The sequence below is a fragment of the Limosilactobacillus gastricus DSM 16045 genome (genome assembly GCF_001434365.1).
GTDB classification, from domain to species: Bacteria; Bacillota; Bacilli; order Lactobacillales; family Lactobacillaceae; genus Limosilactobacillus; species Limosilactobacillus gastricus.
Genome location: NZ_AZFN01000004.1, coordinates 1 through 20831, shown reverse-complemented (window position 1 = coordinate 20831; position 20831 = coordinate 1). Strand labels below are relative to the sequence as shown.

Annotated in this window: 19 protein-coding genes and 2 pseudogenes; 6 read left to right on the top strand and 15 right to left on the bottom strand. The window is 41.6% G+C overall.

Annotation, left to right across the window (positions count from 1 at the left end):
• Positions 1-3: 3 nt before the first annotated feature.
• From FC60_RS01755 to FC60_RS01735, 5 genes are all read right to left on the bottom strand, one after another.
• Positions 4-2148 carry an RNA degradosome polyphosphate kinase gene (locus FC60_RS01755; protein ID WP_056936795.1) on the bottom strand — a complete coding sequence of 715 codons (2145 nt, stop codon included), beginning with the start codon at positions 2146-2148 and terminating at the stop codon, positions 4-6.
• Positions 2145-3653, bottom strand: a complete 1509-nt coding sequence (locus FC60_RS01750; RefSeq protein WP_056936794.1) for a hypothetical protein — start codon at positions 3651-3653, stop codon at positions 2145-2147. Before FC60_RS01750 ends, FC60_RS01755 begins: the two co-directional genes overlap by 4 nt.
• Positions 3654-3790: 137 nt before the next feature.
• On the bottom strand, positions 3791-4735 hold the full coding sequence (locus FC60_RS01745; RefSeq protein WP_056936793.1) for a LacI family DNA-binding transcriptional regulator: 945 nt from the start codon (positions 4733-4735) through the stop codon (positions 3791-3793).
• A gap of 12 nt (positions 4736-4747) precedes the next feature.
• Positions 4748-5554: a Cof-type HAD-IIB family hydrolase gene (locus FC60_RS01740; protein WP_056936792.1), complete on the bottom strand. Its 807-nt coding sequence runs from the start codon at positions 5552-5554 to the stop codon at positions 4748-4750.
• Positions 5555-5670: 116 nt separating this feature from the next.
• A complete protein-coding gene (locus tag FC60_RS01735) occupies positions 5671-6714 on the bottom strand; it encodes a zinc-binding dehydrogenase (RefSeq protein WP_056936791.1) in 1044 nt (347 codons plus the stop codon).
• A gap of 180 nt (positions 6715-6894) precedes the next feature.
• Here FC60_RS01735 and FC60_RS01730 point away from each other — a divergent pair.
• Together FC60_RS01730 and FC60_RS01725 are read left to right on the top strand one after the other, a co-directional pair.
• Positions 6895-7876 (top strand): annotated as a pseudogene (locus tag FC60_RS01730) (aldo/keto reductase).
• Positions 7877-7962: 86 nt separating this feature from the next.
• Positions 7963-8913, top strand: a complete 951-nt coding sequence (locus FC60_RS01725; protein ID WP_056936790.1) for an L-lactate dehydrogenase — start codon at positions 7963-7965, stop codon at positions 8911-8913.
• Positions 8914-8966: 53 nt separating this feature from the next.
• Here the strand turns inward: FC60_RS01725 and FC60_RS01720 are convergent, their stop codons facing one another.
• Together FC60_RS01720 and FC60_RS01715 are read right to left on the bottom strand one after the other, a co-directional pair.
• Entirely contained in the window at positions 8967-9341 is a 375-nt protein-coding gene (locus FC60_RS01720) for a pyridoxamine 5'-phosphate oxidase family protein (RefSeq protein WP_056936789.1), read from the bottom strand.
• Between the two features lie 11 nt (positions 9342-9352).
• Positions 9353-9958, bottom strand: a complete 606-nt coding sequence (locus tag FC60_RS01715) for a nitroreductase family protein (protein ID WP_056936788.1) — start codon at positions 9956-9958, stop codon at positions 9353-9355.
• A 136-nt stretch (positions 9959-10094) separates the two neighbouring features.
• On the opposite strand from FC60_RS01715, the gene FC60_RS01710 reads away from it, so the two are divergent.
• The 3 genes and pseudogenes from FC60_RS01710 (at position 10095) to FC60_RS01700 (ending at position 12217) form a co-directional block, all read left to right on the top strand.
• Entirely contained in the window at positions 10095-10718 is a 624-nt protein-coding gene (locus FC60_RS01710; RefSeq protein WP_056936787.1) for a MarC family protein, read from the top strand.
• A gap of 128 nt (positions 10719-10846) precedes the next feature.
• The gene (locus FC60_RS01705; protein WP_056936786.1) at positions 10847-11698 is read left to right on the top strand and encodes an NAD(P)H-binding protein; all 852 of its coding nucleotides are present in this window, start codon (positions 10847-10849) and stop codon (positions 11696-11698) included.
• An 88-nt stretch (positions 11699-11786) separates the two neighbouring features.
• A pseudogene (locus tag FC60_RS01700) lies at positions 11787-12217 on the top strand (Rrf2 family transcriptional regulator).
• Between the two features lie 42 nt (positions 12218-12259).
• Here FC60_RS01700 and FC60_RS01695 read toward each other — a convergent pair.
• Entirely contained in the window at positions 12260-13354 is a 1095-nt protein-coding gene (locus FC60_RS01695) for an NAD(P)-dependent alcohol dehydrogenase (RefSeq protein ID WP_056936785.1), read from the bottom strand.
• On the bottom strand, positions 13344-14381 hold the full coding sequence (locus FC60_RS01690) for a lipoate--protein ligase (RefSeq protein ID WP_056936784.1): 1038 nt from the start codon (positions 14379-14381) through the stop codon (positions 13344-13346). Before FC60_RS01690 ends, FC60_RS01695 begins: the two co-directional genes overlap by 11 nt.
• 131 nt (positions 14382-14512) lie before the next feature.
• Between FC60_RS01690 and FC60_RS01685 the strand changes: the two genes are divergently transcribed.
• Positions 14513-15256, top strand: a complete 744-nt coding sequence (locus FC60_RS01685) for a DUF975 family protein (RefSeq protein ID WP_056936783.1) — start codon at positions 14513-14515, stop codon at positions 15254-15256.
• Between the two features lie 41 nt (positions 15257-15297).
• On the opposite strand, the gene FC60_RS01680 is transcribed toward FC60_RS01685, so the two are convergent.
• The 6 genes from FC60_RS01680 to FC60_RS01655 form a co-directional block, all read right to left on the bottom strand.
• A complete protein-coding gene (locus FC60_RS01680; protein WP_056936782.1) occupies positions 15298-16017 on the bottom strand; it encodes a nicotinamide mononucleotide transporter in 720 nt (239 codons plus the stop codon).
• Between the two features lie 101 nt (positions 16018-16118).
• Positions 16119-17492: an NAD-dependent succinate-semialdehyde dehydrogenase gene (locus FC60_RS01675; RefSeq protein ID WP_056936781.1), complete on the bottom strand. Its 1374-nt coding sequence runs from the start codon at positions 17490-17492 to the stop codon at positions 16119-16121.
• Positions 17493-17693: 201 nt separating this feature from the next.
• Positions 17694-19610: a copper-translocating P-type ATPase gene (locus FC60_RS01670; RefSeq protein ID WP_056936780.1), complete on the bottom strand. Its 1917-nt coding sequence runs from the start codon at positions 19608-19610 to the stop codon at positions 17694-17696.
• Positions 19610-19888: a cupredoxin domain-containing protein gene (locus FC60_RS01665; RefSeq protein ID WP_056936779.1), complete on the bottom strand. Its 279-nt coding sequence runs from the start codon at positions 19886-19888 to the stop codon at positions 19610-19612. The genes FC60_RS01670 and FC60_RS01665 overlap by 1 nt, the downstream gene beginning before the upstream one ends.
• 11 nt (positions 19889-19899) lie before the next feature.
• Positions 19900-20277 (bottom strand): cupredoxin domain-containing protein, encoded by a 378-nt coding sequence (locus FC60_RS01660; RefSeq protein WP_056936778.1) that lies wholly within the window; start codon positions 20275-20277, stop codon positions 19900-19902.
• A complete protein-coding gene (locus FC60_RS01655) occupies positions 20274-20705 on the bottom strand; it encodes a CopY/TcrY family copper transport repressor (RefSeq protein WP_056936777.1) in 432 nt (143 codons plus the stop codon). The genes FC60_RS01660 and FC60_RS01655 overlap by 4 nt, the downstream gene beginning before the upstream one ends.
• Positions 20706-20831 lie beyond the last annotated feature (126 nt).

The following is a 20831-nucleotide window of genomic DNA, read 5'->3' as shown; positions in this document are numbered from 1 at the left end:
TATTTATTCCTCACTATCTAACGACAAATTATCAGGATGCTTAGTCAAGGGCTGAAATTCACTTGACGACTTATCCTGCTCACTAGCTTTTAAAGCTTGAATCTTTTGTTCCGCTTCATCAACAAAATATTGTTGGGCATCTAGTGGATCCTGATTCCGCCGATTAACGCGTTCAAACTGATCGTCATGCAAAACCCGCGTCTTAACATTATCTCGCCATAAAATATCAAAAATTCGTAAAACACGATCGTGTAAATCAGTTTGCAAGACGGGGAATAATAGTTCTACCCGCCGGTTTAAATTCCGGGTCATCATATCAGCACTGGACAAATATACATCTTCATTTCCATCATTATAGAAGTAATAAATCCGGCTGTGTTCCAAGAACCGACCGACAATCGAATGAACCTTAATATTGTCACTAACACCTGGCAAATCAGTTCTTAAGCAACAAATCCCCCGAATGAGCAGATGAATCTTCACACCCGCCGCACTAGCTTCATAAAGCTTTTCGATAATATGTTTGTCTGACAAAGAATTCATCTTCATCTTGATTAGAGCTTTATTACCAGCCTGAGCCGCGGCAATTTCTTCATCAATCTTTTGGTTAATAAATTGACGAATCAACTTTGGCGATTGATGCATCTTATGTAGATATTGGTGTTGCGAATAGCCCGATAACATATTAAAGAGCGTCGTGGCATCCATCCCCATATCACGATTACAAGTTAGCAAACCCATATCAGTATAAAAACGGGCTGTGGAATCATTATAATTACCAGTTCCCAAGTGCAAGTAACGCCGAATTCCATCTTCGTCTCGCCGAATAACCAGGGCAATTTTAGAGTGAGTCTTTAAACCAACCAAACCATAAATAACATGGCAGCCCATCTTTTCCAGTTGTTGAGCCCAGTGAACATTATTATCTTCATCAAAGCGGGCCTTGACCTCGACTAAAACCGTCACTTGTTTACCACGTTGCGCCGCCAGCCCTAAATCTCGAATAATTGGTGATTGCTTTGAAACCCGATATAGCGTCATTTTAATGGCTAAAACCTGCTCATCAGTCGCCGCTTGATGAATAAAGTTGACGACACTGTCAAAAGTATCATAAGGGTGCTGCATCAAATGATCTTGCTGGCGCATGGCCGCAAAAATATCATGATCTTTATCTAAGGCTGGCTCTTGATAACTATGGAAAGGTTGATACTTCAAATCATCATGACCACTGATTCGGGATGGTAACTTCTTGAGAAAAGTTAAATCGATTGGCCCGTTGACCTCATAAATCGCCCGTTCATCCACGTGAATCTTTTTTACTAACCGTCGACAAAGTTTATCCGTCATCTTGCCATCGATTTCAAGACGAACCACATGGCCCCGTTCCCGTTCTTTCAGTTGATCTTGAACCGCCATCAAAAGATCTGAGGCATCCCGTTCAGCCACATCTAAATCCATATCACGGATCAGTCGATACGCCATCACTTTTTTGATGGTGTAACCGGTGAACAGACGCCCTAAGAAAGGCTTAATGATATCTTCCAGCAAAATAAAATCATTCTCAGCTTCCGGCAATTTAACCAATCGGTTAACTACCCCAGTCGGCACCCGCAAAGTAGCATAATCGTTATTGCCTGCTTCATCTTTTAAAAGCACCCCTAAATTTAGGGAGTTATTACTAATAAAAGGGAAAGGCCGCGAAGAATCATCCGCCATCGGGGTCAGAATTGGATAAATTTCATCATTAAAGTAACGCTCGATGAATTCAGCTTGACCATCCGTCAATTGATCTGCTGATAACAAATGAATATTGGCATCCGCAAGTGCCGGGATTAATTGCTTGTTATAAGTTGAATAACGTTGGCGGACCGCTTGATGTTCCGCTTCGTTAATAGAAATAATTTGGGCCTGAGGGGTCATGCCACTCGCATCGGTTGATTCAACCTTGGCTGCCTCCATTTTGGTTAACGAGGCGACCCGAACCATAAAAAATTCATCCACGTTACTTTGCGTGATGCCTAAGAAGTTAACTCTTTCCAACAAGGGATTCATTTTATCGCGAGCTTCTTGCAGGACCCGACCATTAAAATCAATCCAGCTTAATTCACGATTTTTAAAATATTCGGTTTTAGCAAAATTTTTGGTCATGCTTGTTTCACCCTTCTTTGTTTAAATACCGGTTTCACGCCGAAGACCTCTTTAAATAGACTTGCCTTTAGATCAAAGGACCACCGTTCCAATGCTAGATTTTGATTCGAAGAAACGGTCACAATTAATTCCCCTTCTTTAAGGGACAGAGAAATTTTATCAATCTTTTGCCGCCGAGAATCATCCAGGGCATCGGCCAGTCGCAAAATGGAAGCTAATTTGGCCACAATCATTTGAATGTCATTATCAAGGTGTCGATAATGGGCTTGACCGGTTTCCGGAGACTCCGAGCTATGATAGCGTGAAATCTCGGCAATAATTTTATTTTCTTCATCTGATAAGCCGATGATCGGGTTAGCTTGTAGGATATAAGCCGAGTGGTCATAGTGCCCTGATTGATTAATGAAGGTGCCAATGTCATCGGTATAACAGGCAACTTCTAGTAATAATTCTTCTTTTTTATCGAGCCGATGCAACTTCTTTAATTGTTCAAATAAATGTTTGGCAAACCGATGAACTTGATTGGCATGGTGAAGGTCAACCTGATACCGTTCCGCAATATTTTTGGCAGCCGTCAAAATTACCTCCGCGTAGTTATCCTTTAAATAGCCAGCCCGAGCGGCTTCATTCAGCACTAAACCATGACCAATCGAGCGGTTAGTCAGGTAAGTTTCACGCGGAGCAATGTAATGAAAGACTCGTTGGATTACAATCATCCCGAATAAAAAGCGCGCGCCCTGTTCTTCTTCAAAGCCATAATGTTGCATTAAATACTGATCCGATTGCTGAGTTGCATCCGTAAAACACTGTTTAATCTCATCTCTGGAGAGTAATTTAAATTCTTCACCCGATGCCAAGAAATGACGATTTAAAATCCAGGCATCCTGAATAATCAAAGTGGCTAAGTCTGAATGTACTAATTCTTTACGTAAATATTCTAATTTACTCCGCGTATAGTCAATCATGATTTCAATCGGGTTGAGAGATGAATGCGACATGGAGTCACTAATTAACTTAAATTCATTTAGGTTTAAGCTGATCGTCCAGCTTTGTATAAACTCATGACGGTAAAACTCAGAAATCACAATTCCCTGGGGACTTAAAGTTAGTTGATAGACATAATCAGTCGTTAATTGTAAGTCGCCTTGTTTCAAACTTGCTAAAACGGCACTATTCTTTAAATAAGTGACTTGCCCCAAATTCAGCAAATCGACATCTAGGTCCGTCCGAATCTTAATTTGATCGCAAATATAGCCTGCCGTAATAGGATCAACCGTTTGGTAATGCCACCAAAAGTGATAATCAGCCACTCCATAATCAGCCATTAATTGTTTAAAGCCCATTAAGGTCTCAATAATCTGTGGCATTTCGGCTTGATAATTACCAACCGACACAAACGGAACGGAATTAACCCGATCAATCACGGTTTGTTTCTTCAAATTGACAATATCAAGTCGAATATCAATTGGTGACATGTAGATTAATCCGTAGGTCTTCCCCGCCATCGTATTTTCCCCCAATCTTTAATGAGTCATTTCTAATAACCTTATAATAATTAATCTTACCGTTAATTTAAGTATCTGTTAATCATTTTTCCTGAATTTAGGGGAAATTAAAAAAATGCAACAAATCCGAAAATTTGTTACATCTCTGAAGAGTTTCTTAAAACGAAGGCGGCTGGAATCGGAATTTGTTGAACTTCCGTACTTTCAGCCAATTCAAAGGCGCGTTGGCCAATTTCAAAGAGATTATGGTTAATGGTTGGGAGCGTTAATAACTGCCCCGAAGTCTGCTGTTCTTGTCCAATCATGATTGGTTGTGTGAGCTGATGGTAACGATAGTATTGATAAATCCCACTAGCAATATCGTCACTGTTAGCAAAAACTGCCTGGTACTGACGTTTTACTAACTGTGGAGCGATACGATACCCGTCATCAAAGGTATACATGCCGGTATAGATATCCTGATCTGGCAAAGAATATCCAAACACCTTTTCAAAAGCTAACTGGGTTTGACGATTAGTGGCACTAACGCTGGCAGCACGTGAAAAGAGCAAAGCAATTGAGGTGGGTTCCTGGGCTTTAAACCATCGAAAGGCATCTTTCGCGGCCGCAATTCGTTCACTATAAACACTCGAAATTGGTAGGTTTGTGTGTTCCAAGCAAACGATCGGCCCATACTTTTGATATTTTAAAAAGTCTGTAAGTGGCAACCGATGCGATGTAAAAATCAAGGAGGAGTATTCTTTATGTCGCAAGCCCTCTAAAAATTCTGCTTCTTTATCTTTATCATAACGTGAAGGTAATAGGACAATCCGATGGTCACTTTCAAAAGCCCGATCCGTAATGCCTCGTAAGATTTCTTCAAAATAGGGATGGCGATTATCTGGCAAAACCACCCCGACAACCCGATTCTCACCATGGCTGAGGTCCTGAGCAATTCGATTAGTCGCATAGTCATGGGCATCAATGACCGCTTGAACCTTAGCGCGGACTTCTTCGGAAACGTATTTTTCTTGGTTAACCACCCGCGAAACAGTCGATAAAGAATATCCACTCTCGCGAGCAATATCAAGCATTGTGACCATAAGTATCTCCTTTTATGAGATTAAATAATTTAGTCCCCAACCAACCCCATTTAGATCATTGGTCTTAGTAATCAAGTTGGCCTGAGCCTTCACTTCTGTGGCAGCATTTTCCATTGCGACTGCTAAACCAACTTGTTGGAACATTGGCAAATCATTTTGGCCATCACCAAAAGCCACCATTTCAGCTTTATTTAATTTAAGGCTTTTCGCAATATAATTTATCCCTAATGATTTTAAGGCTTGCCGACTAGTAATTTCAAGATACTGTTCACCAGAAGCCTTAATATTAACATCCTGCAAATGCAATTGCGCCAAGGCTTGACTAATGACTTCACGTTCGGCTGAATTATGGGTCATAATCATAATCTTCATTAAATGACTAGCCGGATTTGCTAAAAATTGACCGGGATTCATAATAACGGGCGCTTCACCAGTAACTTGACTTTCAATTTCTGTGCCATAATCTACATGATCCGCATACCAAGCCCGTTCATCATAATAAGTGGTGCTAATTGATGGGAAATAAATTGCCATATACGAAAGAATTTGGCGTCCCGTCACTAAATTCATCGGATGGGTATCTAAAACTTTAAGTTCTCCCTGCAGCATCTGATAAATCAAACCGCCATTAAAGGCAATTTGGGGACCGGTAAGAGCGAGTTGCCGGAGCGGGGCTAACATTTCGCGAGGAGAGCGGGCTGATACCATGGTCACTGGCAATTGACTCTGCTTAATTAGCAGAGCATTCTCGTCAGTTAACCGACCATCAGAATTTAATAAGGTTCCATCTAAATCAGTAAAAATATGCTTGATTGTCATCCTGAACACCTGCTTTCATTTGATTTCATCCATAGGATAATTTATGAAACGCGTTCCAGGTCAAGAACAAAATAAAAAAAGTTGCCACAAATTTTTGTCGCAACTTTTTCGGTAGATTATTCCATTACAAGGTAAGACTTAATCGTCTTCCGATTTGCCATATCTTGATAAGCTTGATCAATTTCATCCAAAGTATAAGTATTCGTGAATACCTTTCCCGGATTGATTTCTCCATCTAAGACGGCCTTCAAAAGAACTTCACGGTCATAAGTGGTTACACTAGCTGTTCCACCGGCAATCGCCGTGTTCGTAACAAAGGCTTGCCCTAAGTCATACTTAGCAAAGTGGGGAACCCCAACAAAACCAACGCGACCACCATTATGGATTACACCCAAGGCTTGTTCGAGTGATTGTTCCTTCCCAACACATTCAAGGGCGGCATCAGCCCCACCACCAAGGAGTTCCCGAACCTTGGCAACCCCTTCTTCACCACGTTCTTCAACAATATCAGTGGCCCCTGATTCAAGCGCCATTTGTTGACGGTCAGCATGCCGACTCATCAAAACAATCCGGGAAGCTCCCCGCATCTTAGCAGCAATCACGGCACATTGGCCAACTGCCCCGTCACCAATTACAACAACTTTGTCCCCTTTTTGAACATTTGCTGACCGCGCAGCGTGGTAACCAGTTGCCATGACATCAGAAAGAGTCAATAAGGACTTTAACATCCCTTCCGAATAATCTTCAGGCTGACCAGGAACCTTAATTAAAGCCCAGTTAGCATATTGGAAACGAATATATTGGGCTTGATAACCATTACTCCAATTAGTTGGTACGGGGTGATTTTCACAAGTCCCATCATAACCAGCTAAACAGGCGGCACAATGTCCACATCCATGAGTAAATGGGGCGATAACAAAATCACCGGGCTTAACTAAGGTTACATCAGGACCCACTTCTTCTACAATCCCCATTGCCTCATGACCGGAATTGGCAGAGTGCGCTTCCTTTTCGTCTCCCTCTTTGTATGACCACAAGTCAGAACCACACACACAACCACGAACGACACGAATGACTACATCATCACTGGCTTGGATGGTTGGCTTTGCCACTTCATCAACTACCATTTGACCAGCTTTTTCAAATACTGCAGCTTTCATAATTTTCCTCCATATAAATTAAAAATTATCTATGTCTATATCTTACCCCCTAAAGTTGACTTTAGGGCAATGATTTTATCAAGAATTTTTGCTAACTAAGCTTTTGGGAGTCCTTCCAAGAAGAAGTTTGAATATGCTACAATAAAGTTATGGAAGCGCTATCAATAAAAGGAGGAGCTTATGACAAAATCTGTTATTGGAAAGACTGATGTCACCACAACTCCATTGGGATTGGGAACCAATGCCGTGGGTGGTTACAACCTTTTTCCAAATTTAAAAGATGAGGATGGAATCAAGTTAGTCCAGGCCGGCATTGATCACGGCATCAGATTGCTCGACACGGCCTATGTTTATGGGTTAGGTCACTCGGAAGAATTAGTTGGTCAGGCCATTAAAAATTATGATCGTCATGAATTGACGATTGCCACGAAGGGCGCCCACGATTTTTCGTCGGGTGAAGAAATAATCAATAATGATCCAAAATTCATTACTCAACAAGTTGATCAGAGTCTGCAACGTTTAGGCACTGATTATATCGATATCTATTATCTCCACTTTCCGGATCATGATACGCCAAAGGCCGAAGCAGTTGGCGCCTTACAGCGGTTACGTGAACAAGGGAAGATTCGCGCCATCGGGATCTCGAATTTTAGCCTTGCTCAAATTAAAGAAGCTAATGCTGATGGTTATGTTGATGTGGTTGAAGACGAATTTAGTCTGCTCCACCAAGATCATCTGACTGATGGAATGGTCGAATATCTGCATGAAAATCAGATTTCTTTTGTGCCATATTTCCCATTAGCTTCAGGCCTACTTACTGGTAAATACGACCACTTAGCTGAATTCCCAGCAGATGATATTCGCAGTCAAATTGCCGACTTTAAAGAACCACGTTTCACCAAGGCTTTAACTGCAGTTGAACAAATCCGGCCAATTGCTGACGCTCATGAGGCAACTGTGGCGCAAACCGTGCTGGCCTGGTATATTCAAAATCCGTTTATCAGCGTCGTGATTCCTGGTGCTAAGCGCCCTGATCAGGTAGCCGCTAACGCTAAAGCCCTAAACCTAGAATTGAGTTCGGAAGAATACCAAACTATCGAGCAAGCCCTTTACCTGGTTTAAGCAAACTCAAAGTGGCAAGTCACTAGCTGATCCAGACTAGATTGGCGATCCTCAAATGACAAGGACATAATCTTTATAGTAAAATTAATTTGTAAGTAAGCATTATCAGAAAAGGAGTTTTTACTTATGTCTAAAAATCATCAAAAAGTTGTTTTGATCGGTGATGGTGCGGTTGGTTCCAGTTATGCTTTTGCAATGGTTCAACAAGGACTCGCTGAAGAATTTGCGATTATCGATATCAATAAAGACCGCATTCACGGGGATGCCCTTGATCTAGAAGATGCAACACCTTTCACTTCGCCTAAATTGGTTTACGATGCTGATTATGACACTTGTGGCGATGCCGATTTAGTAGTCATTACCGCCGGGGTGCCTCAAAAGCCAGGCGAAACACGGATTGAATTAGTTGATAAAAATCTAAAAATCATGAAATCCGTCGTCGATCCAATCATGGCCAGTGGATTTGATGGGATCTTCTTAGTCGCTGCTAACCCAGTGGACATTTTAACCTACGCCGTTCAAAAGTTCTCTGGTTTCCCAAAGAACAAAGTTGTTGGCTCAGGGACTTCGCTAGATTCCGCTCGCCTTCGGGTTGCCTTAGCTAAGAAATTTGGCGTTGCTTCACCAGATGTGATGGCAAATATGATGGCTGAACATGGTGACACGGAATTTGCTGCCTACTCCAGCGCTACCATTGGTGGTAAGCCCTTATTAGAAATGGCAAAAGAAGCTGGGGTTACTGACGAAGAATTATTACAAATTGAAGATGATGTTCGGCATAAAGCTTATGAGATCATCAACACTAAGGGTGCCACCTACTACGGGGTTGCAACTTGCTTAATGCGGATCTCACGGGCAATCTTACGGGATCAAAATGCGGTTCTCCCAGTTGGTGCACCAATGAATGGTGAATATGGTTTAGAAGATATTTACATTGGAACGCCGGCAGTTATTAACGCTTCTGGGGTCGCTCGGGTCATTGAAGTCCCATTAAACGAGCGGGAACAAAAAGCCATGGCTGATTCAGCTAAGGCCTTGAAAAAAGTCGCTACTAACGGTTTAGCAAAATTACAATAATCCATATTAAAAGGCTCCCCAATCTAGGGAGCCTTTTAATATGCATTTAATTTTTATGCTAAAGCATAAATTTCATCAATTTTAATTACGACCACCGTCGCTTCCGGATGTTGACTATCAGCCAATAATTTATCAGCAAGGTCATCATCTTTGTGAAGCTCTGCTGTCCCGTTAACCCGGAATGATAAATGATTCTTGGGATCCCATCCAGCAACAGCTACTTTAGGATTAGCCTTAATGTTTTCAAAGGCTTGCCCGTAAGTATATTCTAGATAAACTAAATGTTCATCATCTAAAACCCTTAATGATCCCTTAGGGCCAATTTGGGGTTTCCCGTCTACTCCGCTAGTAGAAATAAAATCCATTGTTTCATTAAAAAATTGCGTTTGTTCCGCTGTTAAACTCGTGTTACTTAATAATTTAGCCATCATCTTCCTCCTTAAATCCCAAAGGTTTTGAAGCGCAAATCATCATCAATTGAATCTTTAGCCGCTGCCTTTTGACCAACATTACCAAATGGCATTTCAGCACGTAACTGCCATGAATCAGGAATGTCGAATCGTTCAGCAATTTGTTGATCAATTAAAGGATTGTAGTGTTGTAAACTTGCGCCTAGGCCTTCTGTTGTCAAAGCTTCCCAAACGGCTTGTTGAGCACCCCCAAGACCTTGTTCGGCCCAATCAGGAAAATTATCGGCATAACTAGGGAATTGAGCCTGCATCTCCTTAACTACATCTGTATCAGTATAAAAGAGCACCGTCCCAAAGCCCGCCTTAAAGGCATCAATTTTGGCGGCAGTCTGTTCGATCGCTGCATCATCACTCATTACTTTCTTCAATTCCGCTAAAGTAATCTCCCAAACGGCATCCGAATCCTTACCAAATGTGATCACTGCTCGCGTTGATTGATTGTTAAAGGCGGTCGGTGATTGCTTTATCGCCGTTTTAATTAGATCAGCCAATTGTGTTGGTGATTGGCTCACCTGATCATTTAAATCATATTCCGAGTGGCGTTTGCTTTGTAATTCAATGAATGGATTTGTCATTTTTAATCTCCTTAATTTAATATCTAAAGTTTATCATCTCAGAGATTCACTTACAAATAATAAGTATTGTAATCTATTTCACATTATAACCATCCTATAATGGTAAAATAAAGCTATCTAAAAGGAGGTACCAACTATGAACCTGATAACAGCTTTTGCGGTGTCCTTTATGGCCTTCTTTGCCATCCTCAATCCGCTTGGTAACATGCCCGTTTTTATCAGCCTAACGACCGCCGATGATCCTAAAGTTAATCGCTCTATTGCTAAAGAAGCCTTAGTGATTTCGACCATCATTGTGATCCTGTTTGCCCTCGTTGGTAAATATATCTTCGATTTATTTGGGATTAATTTATCAGCTCTCAGGATCATTGGCGGAATTGTCATCGCCATTATCGGCTACGACATGCTTAAAGGAAAATCATCTAGTCTCCAACACAATGTTGATCCAAAGAATCCGCGCATTGACCAACAGATGTCGGTGGCGATCACCCCTTTAGCCATGCCGGTATTGGCTGGGCCAGGAACCATTGCCACAGCCATGAACCTCGCTGACAAGCATAATCCATTAATTGTGATTCTCTCATTTGCCATTCTTGCTTTCTTAACCTATTTTCTCTTTATATACGGGGAATTAATAATTAAAAAATTGGGGCAGAATTTATTAACTGTCATCACCCGACTCATGGGGTTAATCTTGGCCGTCATCGGTACTGATATGGTCATCGCGGGTTTAAAAGCCGCCTTTTCGATCTTAAAATAACAGCGAATGAATCAGTCTATTTTCGAATAGATTGATTTTTTTGAATAAACTTGTTGACTTAAAAATTACATGTGTTATGATAATACTTGTAAATTATAAATCAACATCTCGAAAGGAAGTATTAGATTATGAAATACGCAATTACTGCTGCTACTGGAAACTTTGGACAAACGGCGGTTAATGAATTATTAAAGTTAGTTGATACAAAGGACATCATTGTAATCGCCCGGAATCAAGCCAAGGCTCAAACTTTATTCCCACAGGTTGAAGTTCGACAAGGATCTTACGACTCAGTTGATTCAATGACGGCTGCCCTTGACGGGGTTGATCGAGTCCTCTTTATTTCTTCTCAACCTGGCGGTGAAGTAAGTCGTGATCTTCAACACCAAAATGTGATCCAGGCATTGCAAAATAATGATGTCGAATTCGTAGCTTATACTAGTTTTCCACATGCTCAAACTTCAATTAGCGCTTTAGCCCAAGATCATCGATTAACCGAAAAAGCCATTATTAAGGCGGGCCTGAACCATGCTTTCTTACGGAACAATTGGTATTTAGAAAATGAGCTTGGTTTCCTCCAAAACGGTGCTAATGACCAAGTAGCTGCTTACTGGGCTAACAACCAAGCCGGCTGGGCGCTTGAACGTGAATATGCTGAAGCGGCGGTCAAAGTGTTAGTCTCAACAGCCCCCGCTGAGATCTATGAATTTACTGGTCCGGCCATGACCTATGCTCAACTAGGTGAAGCCCTTCAAGTGGCAACCGGTAACAATTTTGAAGTAACTCAGCTTAGTCAAGACGCATACATTTCAGCACTAGAAGCGACTGGTTTAAATCATGATCTGGCAACGCTTTATGCTTCTTTCCAATTGCCAATTGAAGAAGGGTCATTGTCAGAAAATACTAATGATTTACCAACCGTCCTTGGTCATGATTTATTGCCAATTACCGAGGCCATTAAAGAGGTTTTGAGTCGCTAGTCATCATGAAAATCGCCAGCAAGATGGGCGCCCTTTTGGTAATTTGTTACAATAGTGATGATTTACTAACTTACAGGAGCCACTGATCATGAAATTTTCTTATAAATTTAGTGATGCTATTCATCTCTTAGCTTATCTTGATATTTATCAAAATGGTGACCTTTCCAGCCGAAGGATTGCTGATAGCATTGAAGCTAATCCCAGTGTGGTTCGTAATCTTATGCGCGACCTAAAAAAGCTGGACTCATCTTAACTCATCAAGGATCGGCCACCCCTTCTTTAGCAAAACAACCAGCTAAGATCAATCTTTACGACGTCTATACAGCTGTTGATATTAACCATGATTTAATTCATATTGATCCGAATACCAATCCAGCTTGTATTGTTGGTGGCAACATTCAAACTACGTTACAAGACGCTTATGATCGAATTCAACAAGCAGCTTTTAATGAAATGAAAGCCATTAGTCTGCAAGACATTATTGACGGAATTTTAAATAACCAGCAACGTTCATCATAAAAATCGCCTGAGTAAGCACGAATACTTTCTCAGGCGATTTTATTATTCATCAAATACAATAATGGGCTTGATCACCTCTCCCGATGCGGAATCAGCAAAGGCTTGGTTAATGTCCTCGGGTTGATAGAAGCGACTTAATTTATCTAGTGGAAACTTTCCTTGCTTAAAGTAATCAACCAATTTAGGAATAAAGGTTTGCGGAACTGCGTCACCTTCCACAACCCCGGTTAGCTTCTTACTGGTTGCTAGCAAGTCATTCATAACATTCAAGTTCAGGTCACCACCAATTCCGACTAGGACACATTCTCCACCTGGTCGCAGGGCATGTAAGCCATCTAAAATGACCGAACCAACCCCAGTGGTATCAATTACATAATCAACCCCACCTGGAACAATTTCATTGATGGCAGCTACCGGATCAACCTTAGAGTTGTTAATGACTTCCGTGGCACCCATTTCTTTGGCAATCGTTAGCCGGTAATCTTTGCGGTTAACGGCAATAATATGACGGCACCCCATAATTTTGGCTCCCATAATTGCCGCAATTCCGACCGCACCAGCCCCAAATACGGCAACCGTATCTCCAAATTGAGGCTTAATATAATTTAACATTGTCCCCGCCCCGGTTAAAAAGCCACAACCAAGCGGACCTAAATACCGTAAATCAACTTCTGGATCTACTTTCACTACTCCAGACTCATCAACGACCGCATAAGTTGACAAAGAAGATTGGCCAAAGAAGTTAGAAATATCATGACCGGTTTCATCATGAATTCGGTGGGTTCCATCTTTAGACGCTCCACCAAAATTATAAAGATTAAAGCTTTCACAACTACCCGGATGCGCGGTTCGACATTGTGGACAGGTTCCATCAACCGTATAAGATAAGACAACATGATCACCGGGCTTTACTGTGGTCACTGCCGCTCCAACTTTTTCAACAATCCCTGCTCCTTCGTGGCCTAACGCAACGGGGTAAGGAGTGATCCCCGTATCACGTCCTTCCGCGTCCGTGTGACAGATCCCGCTAGCTACCACCTTAACCAGTACTTCATTGATTTTTGGTTCATCTAATTGCGCCTGAGTCCATTCTAATGGGGCTCCTTGTGTTTGAACGACAGCTGTTTTAATTTCCATTTGTTTCCTCCATTAATAAATCAACAATTTCATCGACGGTGACATGACCAAGATTAGCCGGTAAATCGACCTGTGACAGACTAGCTCTTAGATGATCGTGATCAAATCTACACCCTAATAGAACTGTTTCCACCTTAGTAGGATCTCCTGTCGTGAAGAAATCACCAAAGACTTTAATCGCGCTAATTTTTTGCTCCTGAACACTAAAGTTAAAGGAGATAGTGCCAATCGGAAAATGTTTTGAAACATAGTATTGATACCCGGGATTCTTACCATAATTCCAAGCCTCTTGTCCATAATGATCCGCAATCCGTTGGTCAATAATTGCCCAATCTTCATCAGTTAAATGATAGGTAGGAATATCAGCAACTTGATCAACCTCAAACAAGGCACATAATAAATAGTTCTTAAAATCATCACTGGTCCAGGTTTGATATTGCGTTGGTAAGTAAGGCTTCAAATTGGTAATCCGCGCATCTACTGATTTAATCCCTTTGGATTCAAGTTTTCCCCGATCTGGGGTTAAAACTTGACAGGCAACGGTTTGATCAAGATCAAACAATATGGTGCCACCAGCGGCATAAGCATCACCACTTTTAACCATGGCCATCCCAGAACACTTCTTCCCATCCACAGCGATATCATTTCGACCGCGGACTTCTGCACTAGCAATCCCTAGTTGACGTAATGCTTGGGCAATTGGATCCCCGATGGCTTTAAAATCACCATAATTAGATAAATCGCCTACTACTATATTTTCGAAGACGATATTTCCGCGATCATGATAGACCGCCCCGCCGCCACTGGAACGGCGCACCAACTTAATTCCTTGCTCTTTTAAATAAGGCAAATTCACTTCAGCATAGGCATTTTGAAAGCGGCCAATAATTACCGCCGGATCATTAATATACATGATTAAGCCATGCCCCGGCAACCGTAAATCATTAATTAAATAATTATCCAATGATTGGTTAACAATTGGATCATACACTGGCTTGCCATGTCGACTCGTATCAATTAAAAACATCTGACACCCCTCCTCAATATATCCATTTTATCTCATCTTAGCTTGAAAGAAAACGGTCTCATAATTGTTAGATCAGCTATATAACGGTTGCATTATTTCTGATATAATAAAATAAAAAGGAGGGACTTAACATGGTATCAAGACGCGAACTAAAACAAGCTGCCCGTCACAAATTACGGGGCCACTGGGGACAAGCCATTAGCTTAAATATTATTCAAATTATTTTAGCAATTATCGCTAGTATTGGTTTTGCCTTTATCGGTGGTGTTATCTTCGGTGCTTTAATCTATTTATTCTTCCACCCCGACCTAACCTCATACCACTATAATAATTTGGGGTTCTTAAGTCATAACAATATCGTCGCAGGTTTCAACAATAATATTCTGAACTTTATCATCACTATGTTAGTTGAATTCGTAGCCATTGGAGCACTCTTTACCATGCTAGATTGGTTCCGAACGGATAACGCCAACTTCAGTGCCACGCAGGGGATGTTTTCGATTTATACGAAAAAGTACTTCTTAGCAACCCTATGTCTCTACTTGATCATGTACATTTTCCTTTCTCTTTGGTCAATCTTACTATTATTCCCCGCGATCATTAAGCACTATAGTTATGCTCAAACCTACTTTATCTATAAGGATGAATTGAGCGCTCATCCTGATGACCGACCTTCTTACCTGAACTGTATTACTCAGAGTCGTGAATTAATGGACGGTCATAAAACTCAATTATTCTTGCTCGACTTATCCTTCATCGGCTGGGGTATCCTGGGGATCATTACATGCGGAATTGCTTGTATCTGGATCATACCTTATTACAAAGCCTGCCAAGTTAATTTTTACCGTAGTCTGCGTGGCGAAACCTTAACCTAAAAATAAAAGCTCGATCCTGAATTTCAAGATCGAGTTTTTATTTATGGTTCTTCAATTTCTGTCTTGGCAGATAAATTTGTCCAAAAACTTAAGGCGGCCAAGGCATTTATAATGTAGTAGATGTATTTACCAACGTTAGCAAAATTACCTTGCAATATGGCTTTAATTAACTGGACAAAGTTATAAACAAACCAGTATTGCCATTGGACTGTCAACTTCATGGCATTTAAAACATTAGCGGTTAGTGAAAGGCCAAAGGCAATCACCACGATCCAAAATAGCGGTTGTTGGAAACCATTTTTCCAACCAATCAAATTGGTGGCAAAGGAAAAGGCCATACTTAAGATGAACAGACTAATCATCACTAGCCACTTCTTCGTTCCCGTCAAGGGCTTAGTCGCCCGATACTTTTCCGACCGCATCCAGGTTCGAATTGCAAAAATATAAATGATAAAGGTCACCGGATACGTGACAATCGCCGCCTGATTGCCAAGTAAGTAATCAATGGTTCCTGATAGGACAGCGTTAATAATCCCAATCCAATTACCGACATTATTCATGCGACCAGTTAGCCGGGTCGAATAAATGGACAGGACCGAATTCCCAATAGAGATCAGCCCAAATGGCACCCAACGCGCCCAACTACCCCAGTTTGTTACTTCTGCAAGGGTTTCAGTTAAATAACCACTGGCGATGGCAATCCCCACCACTAGTACAACCCCTAATAAATCAAATAATTTCGATTTAGCAATTCGTTCCATAACATCATCTCCTGTTTGTTTTTAGCGAGGCGTATTCGGAAGCAACCCTCGTTTTGATGAATGTTATAGCACAAGTAGTCAGTAAGGTAAAGGGCTTGGAGCTATTCTACTTCATAAACTAAGTGTTGATTAACAAATTCAGTAAAGCCAATTTCACTCAATTCCCGGCCATAACCTGAATTTTTCACCCCACCAAACGGAATTTCAGGTAGAGAGGCCCACCCTGCGTTTAGCCAGCTCATCCCACTTTCTACTTGAGCGGCCACTTCTCGAGCATGGGCAATATCAGAACCAAAAACCGTATTTCCGAGGCCATAACTAGAATTATTAGCTAAGGCAATTGCTTCGGATTCGGTTTGGTATCCGTAAACAACCGCGACAGGTCCAAACATTTCTTGATCAAACAAAGGATTGTCCTCCGTAATCCCCGTTAAGATCGTCGGCATGAAGAATTGCCCCGCCAGCTCAGTGACCGGTTCAAAGCCATATTCCAGCTTAGCGCCATTATCAATTGCTGTTTGAACCTGTTTAGTTAACTTTTCTTTCGCCTTCTTCGAGCACATCGGCGCTAAAGTCGTTGATCGATCCATTGGGTCGCCCATCTTAACCTGTTTAAAGGCCGCTTTAAGAATTTCAACAAACTCATCTACCCGGGCTTCAGGAACAATAAATCGTTTCGAGGACGTACATACTTGGCCGGCATTATATAGTCGAGCTTGCGGAGCAATTTGCGCTAACTGGTCCCAATCGGCGTCTTCTAAAACAATAAAGGCATCATTTCCACCGAGTTCGAGTGTCGATTTCTTTAACGATTTTGCGGCTTCCGTGGCGACTGAGCGACCACCACGTTCAGAACCGGTTAAGCAGACTCCGGCGATTCTTGAATCGGCAATAATCGCCGCCACCTGATCATAATCGACAAAGAGATTGGTTAATGCGCCTTTAGGAGCGCCAGCTTCAAGTACTAAATCTGCAAAGGCCTGCGCTGAAGTTGGACAATTGGAAGCATCTTTTAAGAGCATTGGGTTTCCCACCAAGAAGTTAGGGATAAAAACCCGCGCAATCTGATAGAATGGGAAGTTCCATGGTTCCACAGCCATCAATACCCCTAAGGCTTGCTTTAAAATGTGAGCATTCCCAGAATTAGTATAGATGGGTTGTGGTGCTAAAAACTCATCCGCATGTTCAACATAGTAATCACAAAAACTGGCACAAAGGTCAACTTCTCCCTCGGCTTCTCCAATGAGTTTCCCCATATCACGGGTCATTAATTCGGCTAAGGATGTCCGCCGTTCCCGAAGGAGCTGTCCTAACTTTACAATCACCGCTTTTCGAGCTGCTAAGTCGTCGCCAGTCCGCCATTTTAAATATAATTGGCGAGCACTAACTATGGCTTGTTCAACTTCAGCTGCACTTGTATTTTCGAAAGTCTTTTCCACTTCGTTGGAATATGGATTAATCGTTTGATAAGTCATAATAATTTCCTCCATTCACTTTGTGATTCACATTGTAAACGCTTTCTTTTAATTTCACAAGCTTTTGGATAAAAATTATTAAATTCACAATTACCAGTCGCCTAGCCAATCAAATACTTTGTGAAGAAAACTTAAGAAATTAAATAATTTCACAAACTAAAAAGCTGAGAAAATAAAAATTCCCCAGCTTCTTGATATTTTCTACTGTTCATAACCAACTTTAACACGATTTAGCAATAAAGAAGAACCAACGACCGAAATAGATGATAAGGCCATCGCCAACCCACCAAATTCCGGACTCAAGATTAAGCCAAGTTCCGCAAAGAGCCCGGCCGCAATCGGAATCCCGATCACATTATAAATTAAGGCCCAGAAAAGATTCAGTTTAATTCGTTGGAAGGTCTTTTTACTAATATCAATTGCATCTACAACTCCTAGGAGACGATTATTGGTCAAGACAATATCACCAGCTTCAATCGCAATGTCAGTCCCAGAGCCCATCGCAATCCCGACATCCGCCGTTGATAATGCTGGAGCATCATTTATACCGTCCCCCACAAAGGCGACTGATCCCGTCGCTTGTAAGTGCCGAATTGATGCTTCTTTTTGATCAGGTAAAACATCCGCAATTACCTGATCAATCCCAACCAAGTGGGCAATGGATTGAGCTACCTCTTGACTATCTCCTGTTAACATCATCGTTTTCAAACCCCGTTGTTTTAAGGCCCTAATCGCTTGAGCAGCGTCGGCTTTGGGTTGGTCTTGAATCGCAATTAATCCTATTACTTGATCATTAACGCCGACATTCACCACGGTTTTAGCTTCCTGATGCAGTTGAACTTTAGCTTTTTGCAAATCAGCTGAAATTTGCTGATTAGCGACTAATTTGTCATTGCCGACCAAGATCGTTTGTTGATCAATCTCACCACGAACTCCTTGCCCAGGGATCGCTTGAAAATTATTAACTGATTGCTGAGAAACTCCATCTTCCTTAGCTTTTTCCAGGATTGCTTGTGCCAAAGGGTGTTCGGATGAATTTTCTAAACTAACCGCTAATTGTAAAGTCATTTGACAGTCACCAATTACATCTGTTACTTGTGGCTGACCAATCGTGATGGTTCCCGTTTTATCAAACACTATCGTTTGCAGATGGTCCACTTTTTCTAATACTTCACCATCTTTGATCAAGACGCCATATTTAGCTGCCCGTCCAGTCCCAACCATGATCGCTGTTGGAGTTGCTAAACCTAGAGCACACGGACAAGCAATGACAATTACGGCAACTCCATAAAGCATCGCTTGCACGAGTGTCGCTCCAAATATCAGATACCATAGGGTAAAAGTAACAATTGCAATAATTAATACCAAGGGAACGAACACGTCCGCAATGCGATCCGTTAGTTTTTGAATAGGTGCCCGACTAGTTTGCGCCATCTTCACCAATTCAACAATTTGTGCCAGCATAGTGGCATTGCCTGTCTTTTGGACTTTCAGCAATAAGCGACCACTCTTATTAAGAGTCGCCCCATAAACTTGGTCCCCTCTTTCTTTAGTCACAGGCATGATTTCCCCGGTCAACATCGACTCATCAACCGTCGAGCGACCTTCAGTCACGACACCGTCGACGGGGATTTTCTGTCCAGGTCGTACCTGCACAAAATCACCCACGGTTACTTGATCAAGCGCAATCGTCATAACTTCTCCATCACGGATTACGTCAGCCGTTTTAGCTTGTAAATTAATTAATTTTTCTACAGCACTAGAGGCATTATGGCGCATCCGTTCTTCAAAGACCTGCCCTAACAAGACAAAAACCGTCACGAAGGCTGCACTTTCAAAATAGACTTCTCGTCCCGTAAACATGGCGAAGATGCTATAAAAGTAGGCCACTGCTGTACCAACTGCAACTAAAGTATCCATATTCGCATGATGATGCTTAAAGGCCGCCCAAGCACTTTGCCAAAAGGGCAAGGCGGATAAAGCCATGATCAAAGTCGTGGTGATCAAAGCAATCCAATTATAGAATGGCATCATCCAATTAAAGAGCATTCCAATCATTTGAATTAACATTGGAATTGATAAAACCAACGAAATAAAAAAGCGCTTGGTATAGGTCATTAGTTAACTACGACCTTTCCTTTAAACATTTCCATCCCGCAGGTGTACTCGTATTCACCCGCTTGATCCGTTGGAATGGAGATTGTCACGGCTTGATTCATGGGGAGCGATTGATCAAACCCCAACTGAGTCGATTTGACTTCCTCAAGACAAGACGATGGATTCGTTCTTTTAAACACTAATTGAGCCGGTTTACCCTGTTTAACTTTCACTACCGACGGTTCGTATCCATGATCAACTTTAATCTTAACGACCTGATTTTTATTAAATAATCCCATCAGCTAACCTCCTACTTAACAATCACCTTTCCATGAAACATATTCATCCCACAAGCATATGAATACTCCCCCGCTTGATCTGTATTAAACGGGATTTTTTTGACAGCTTCGGCCGGTAATTTTTCATCAATCCCCTGATCTGGAAAAACCACTTCATCCAAACAATTGGATTTATCCAGCCGGTTAAAAATCAATTGTGCTGGAACCCCTTGCTTTAACACCACGGTCTCAGGGGAATAACCACCATCCACTTTAATTTCGACTTGTTGGTGGTCACCAACCATAGTGGCGTTAACTGCTCCCGTGTCGTGTTTGCCGAAAAACCACCAACTAATAAAAGCAATTAACACGATGGCAAGAACTAAAACTACAATTTGAAGAACGCTCATTTTTCTTCCTCCTGACATTGACGACATTCAATACAATTACATGCAACGGCCTGTGGTGCCGTTAATGCCTTTTGCGCTAATAAGATTTGTAATTTCTCAATATCACTCTGACTCAAAGCAGCATTATCAATTACCTGATAAAGGATCTCGCCCTTGTGCATATCACAGATCTGCGCAAAGCAATCAGCGACTCGTTGGGACATTGCAGTATGTTCATCAATAGTCGCTTGATAATTAAACCGCCGTCCCTGCTTTGTAAAGGTTAACCAACCTTTATCAACCAGCCGTTTTAACATTGTTTTAATGGTCGAGGCACTCCAGGAACGCTGTGTTTGAATCCCCGCAATAATTTGAGCCGAAGTGGCTTGATCTAAAGACCAGACCACTCGCATAAGGTCCCACTCGCTATTGGAAACTGTTAATTCCATCCAATCAACTCCTTCGTCTACATTTGTAATCATAATTAGTATAGCACTTCGTTTACTTTTGTAAACAAAAAAAGAGATTATTAATCCTAATCTCCCATCTGAAGTGAACCCTTAAAGTTGGACACT

Bases quoted from the DNA above. Each gene is read 5' to 3' on its own strand.
- FC60_RS01685 (WP_056936783.1), top strand. From the start codon at position 14,513: ATGGTATCAAGACGCGAACTAAAACAAGCTGCCCGTCACAAATTACGG.
- FC60_RS01660 (WP_056936778.1), bottom strand. From the start codon at position 20,277: ATGAGCGTTCTTCAAATTGTAGTTTTAGTTCTTGCCATCGTGTTAATT.
- FC60_RS01745 (WP_056936793.1), bottom strand. From the start codon at position 4,735: ATGGTCACAATGCTTGATATTGCTCGCGAGAGTGGATATTCTTTATCG.
- FC60_RS01690 (WP_056936784.1), bottom strand. From the start codon at position 14,381: ATGTTTTTAATTGATACGAGTCGACATGGCAAGCCAGTGTATGATCCA.
- FC60_RS01680 (WP_056936782.1), bottom strand. From the start codon at position 16,017: ATGGAACGAATTGCTAAATCGAAATTATTTGATTTATTAGGGGTTGTA.
- FC60_RS01740 (WP_056936792.1), bottom strand. From the start codon at position 5,554: ATGACAATCAAGCATATTTTTACTGATTTAGATGGAACCTTATTAAAT.
- FC60_RS01755 (WP_056936795.1), bottom strand. From the start codon at position 2,148: ATGACCAAAAATTTTGCTAAAACCGAATATTTTAAAAATCGTGAATTA.
- FC60_RS01670 (WP_056936780.1), bottom strand. From the start codon at position 19,610: ATGACCTATACCAAGCGCTTTTTTATTTCGTTGGTTTTATCAATTCCA.
- FC60_RS01715 (WP_056936788.1), bottom strand. From the start codon at position 9,958: ATGACAAATCCATTCATTGAATTACAAAGCAAACGCCACTCGGAATAT.
- FC60_RS01705 (WP_056936786.1), top strand. From the start codon at position 10,847: ATGAAATACGCAATTACTGCTGCTACTGGAAACTTTGGACAAACGGCG.
- FC60_RS01710 (WP_056936787.1), top strand. From the start codon at position 10,095: ATGAACCTGATAACAGCTTTTGCGGTGTCCTTTATGGCCTTCTTTGCC.
- FC60_RS01735 (WP_056936791.1), bottom strand. From the start codon at position 6,714: ATGAAAGCTGCAGTATTTGAAAAAGCTGGTCAAATGGTAGTTGATGAA.
- FC60_RS01665 (WP_056936779.1), bottom strand. From the start codon at position 19,888: ATGGGATTATTTAATAAAAATCAGGTCGTTAAGATTAAAGTTGATCAT.
- FC60_RS01675 (WP_056936781.1), bottom strand. From the start codon at position 17,492: ATGACTTATCAAACGATTAATCCATATTCCAACGAAGTGGAAAAGACT.
- FC60_RS01750 (WP_056936794.1), bottom strand. From the start codon at position 3,653: ATGGCGGGGAAGACCTACGGATTAATCTACATGTCACCAATTGATATT.
- FC60_RS01695 (WP_056936785.1), bottom strand. From the start codon at position 13,354: ATGGAAATTAAAACAGCTGTCGTTCAAACACAAGGAGCCCCATTAGAA.
- FC60_RS01725 (WP_056936790.1), top strand. From the start codon at position 7,963: ATGTCTAAAAATCATCAAAAAGTTGTTTTGATCGGTGATGGTGCGGTT.
- FC60_RS01720 (WP_056936789.1), bottom strand. From the start codon at position 9,341: ATGGCTAAATTATTAAGTAACACGAGTTTAACAGCGGAACAAACGCAA.
- FC60_RS01655 (WP_056936777.1), bottom strand. From the start codon at position 20,705: ATGGAATTAACAGTTTCCAATAGCGAGTGGGACCTTATGCGAGTGGTC.